The sequence below is a fragment of the Streptomyces sp. genome, assembly GCF_031178505.1.
Classification (GTDB): Bacteria; Actinomycetota; Actinomycetes; order Streptomycetales; family Streptomycetaceae; genus Streptomyces; species Streptomyces gulbargensis.
In genome coordinates this window covers 1-2,669 of sequence record NZ_JAPSIW010000871.1, presented here as the reverse complement: position 1 = coordinate 2,669, position 2,669 = coordinate 1, and the positions used below count along the sequence as shown (strand labels likewise).

Genomic DNA, 2,669 nt, shown 5'->3' with positions numbered 1-2,669 from the left:
CGGCCCGCGCCGCGGCCGCCGCCCGCTCGCACTGCGCCAGCGTGTACGTGGCCAGCGTCGCCCGCACGTACGGGATCGACGCGGCACCCATGGACAGGGAGGTGACCCCCAGACCCGTCAGCACACAGGCGAGCAGCGGATCCGACGCCGCCTCACCGCACACACCACAGCTCTTGCCCTCGGCCTTGGCCGCCTCCGCGGAGAGCGCCACCAGGTCGAGCAGCGCCGGCTGCCACGGGTCCTGCAGCCGCGACACCGCACCGACCTGCCGGTCGGCGGCGAAGGTGTACTGCGCCAGGTCGTTGGTGCCCAGCGACAGGAACTCGACCTCCTGGAGGATCGAGCGCGCCCGCAGCGCCGCCGACGGGATCTCGACCATGGCACCGAACTTCGCCCGCAGCCCCGCCTCACGACAGGCGTCCGCGAAGGCCTTGGCGTCCGTGCGGTCGGCGACCATCGGCGCCATGACCTCCAGGTACACCGGCAGGCCCTCGGCCGCTTTCGCCAGCGCCGTGAGCTGCGTCCGCAGCACCTCCGGGTGGTCGAGCAGCGTCCGCAGACCCCGCACACCGAGCGCCGGGTTCGGCTCGTCCGCCGGCGTCAGGAAGTCGAGCGGCTTGTCCGCCCCGGCGTCCAGCACCCGCACGACCACCCGGCCCTCGGGGAACGCCTCCAGCACCTTGCGGTAGGCCTCGATCTGCTTCTCCTCCGACGGCGCCTTCCGGCTGTCGTCGAGGAAGAGGAACTCGGTACGGAACAGACCGACACCCTCGGCACCGGCCTCCACGGCCGCCGGTACGTCCCCCGGACCGCCGACGTTGGCGAGGAGCGGCACCTTGTGCCCGTCCGAGGTGGCACCGGGACCGCTGGACGCGGCGAGCGCGGCCTTGCGCTCGGCGGCGGCCCTGGTCAGCTCGGCCTTCTTCTCCTCGCTCGGCTCCACGAAGATCTCACCGGTGGAGCCGTCCACGGCGATCATCGTGCCCTCGGCCAGCTCACCGGCACCCGGCAGCGCCACCACGGCCGGCACGCCCAGAGCCCGCGCGAGGATGGCGCTGTGGCTGGTCGGCCCGCCCTCCTCGGTCACGAAACCGAGCACGAGCGCCGGGTCGAGCAGCGCCGTGTCCGCGGGCGCCAGGTCCCGCGCGATCAGGACGTACGGCTCGTCGCTGTCCGGCACGCCCGGCATGGGCACGCCGAGCAGCCGCGCGACGATCCGGTTCCGCACGTCGTCCAGGTCCGCGACCCGGCCGGCCATGTACTCACCGGCGCCCGCGAGCAGCTCGCGGTAGTGCGAGAACGCGTCGTAGATTCCGCGCTCGGCCGTGCTGCCGACCGCGATCCGCCGGTCCACGTCGGCGATGAGCTCCGGGTCCTGGGCGATCATGGCCTGGGCCTCCAGCACGGCCTGGGCTTCACCACCCGCCAGGTTGCCCCGTGCGATCAGGTCCGCGGCGACGGCCTCCACGGCCTGGCGGGCGCGCCCCTGTTCGCGCTCCGCCTCGTCGGCCGGAATCTGCTTGGCCGGCGGTTCGAGGACCGCCGTGCCCATGTGCCGGACCTCGCCGATCGCCACTCCGTGGCTGACGCCGACGCCTCGCAGCGTTGTCTCCATCTCACCCGTCTCCGATAGTGCGGCGGCCCGGGCCGCCGTGTTGATTGTCGAACTCCTGGCCGTCCTGAGGACGGGGCCGGCTCAGCTCCAGTGGAAGAGCTGGTCGCCGGCCTTCACCTCGCCGTCCTCCTGGACGGCGGAGAGGGAGTCCGCGGTGGCCTCGAGGGCCACGACGGGGCAGACGGGGGACTTGCCGGCGGCCTCGACCTCGGCCGGGTTCCAGCGCACGACGGCCTGTCCCCGCCGCACGGTGTCGCCCTTGTTCACGAGCAGCTCGAAACCCTGTCCGTTGAGCTGCACGGTGTCGATGCCGAGGTGGACGAGGACGCCGTGGCCCTCACCGTCGACGACGACGAAGGCGTGCGGGTGCATGGAGACGATGACCCCGTCGACGGGGGAGACCGCCTCGGAGGGTTCGCGTACGGGGTCGATGGCGGTGCCGGGCCCGACCATCGCACCGGAGAAGACCGGGTCGGGAACGGCGGCGAGACCGATGGCGCGTCCAGCGAGTGGCGACGTCACGGTTGACATGGGAAGCCTCCCAGGGGCGGAGATGGTGTGGCGCCGTCACTACCTGTCCTGGACGGCGTACTGTCCTGAAGCGTATGTCATGGGAAGTCCTAGTTCCGCACGAGACGTACCAGTTGGCGGACCTACGGACTACCCGAAACGATTTGCCTCTACTGACGGTGGGATGTACTGTCGTACTCCTGCCTGACCCCAGCGCGGCCTTGAGCCGTGGGTCGGCAGCACCCATCAAGCTCAGATCCTAACCCCAGTGGTCTACACCTCTGCGTGCGTCAGCTCGCCGGGGAGTGGTCAGGGGGCCGGAGAAAGCCTGGTAATGTTTGACCCCGCCGAGGAAACGGAAAGCGCGAAAGCGAATTCCCTGCCCCGGCAGCCCGCTCCAGCGGGTGGCAGAGAAGGAAATCAGATCTGCTAAGCTGGAAACGAAGGAAGCGCCCGGAGGAAAGCCCGAGAGGGTCAGTACGAAGGAAGCGTCCGCACCTTGAGAACTCAACAGCGTGCCAAAAATCAACGCCAGATTAGTTGA

General features: G+C 70.4%; 3 protein-coding genes. All 3 read right to left on the bottom strand.

Annotated elements, in window-relative coordinates; all coding sequences use genetic code 11:
* The coding region (ptsP, locus tag RIF68_RS33720; protein ID WP_309055276.1) for a phosphoenolpyruvate--protein phosphotransferase at positions 1-1,615 on the bottom strand (1,615 nt) is incomplete at its 3' end.
* Between the two features lie 81 nt (positions 1,616-1,696).
* Positions 1,697-2,146 (bottom strand): PTS glucose transporter subunit IIA, encoded by a 450-nt coding sequence (locus RIF68_RS33715; protein ID WP_309055275.1) that lies wholly within the window; start codon positions 2,144-2,146, stop codon positions 1,697-1,699.
* A 238-nt stretch (positions 2,147-2,384) separates the two neighbouring features.
* The coding region (locus RIF68_RS33710) for a hypothetical protein (RefSeq protein WP_309055274.1) at positions 2,385-2,669 on the bottom strand (285 nt) is incomplete at its 5' end.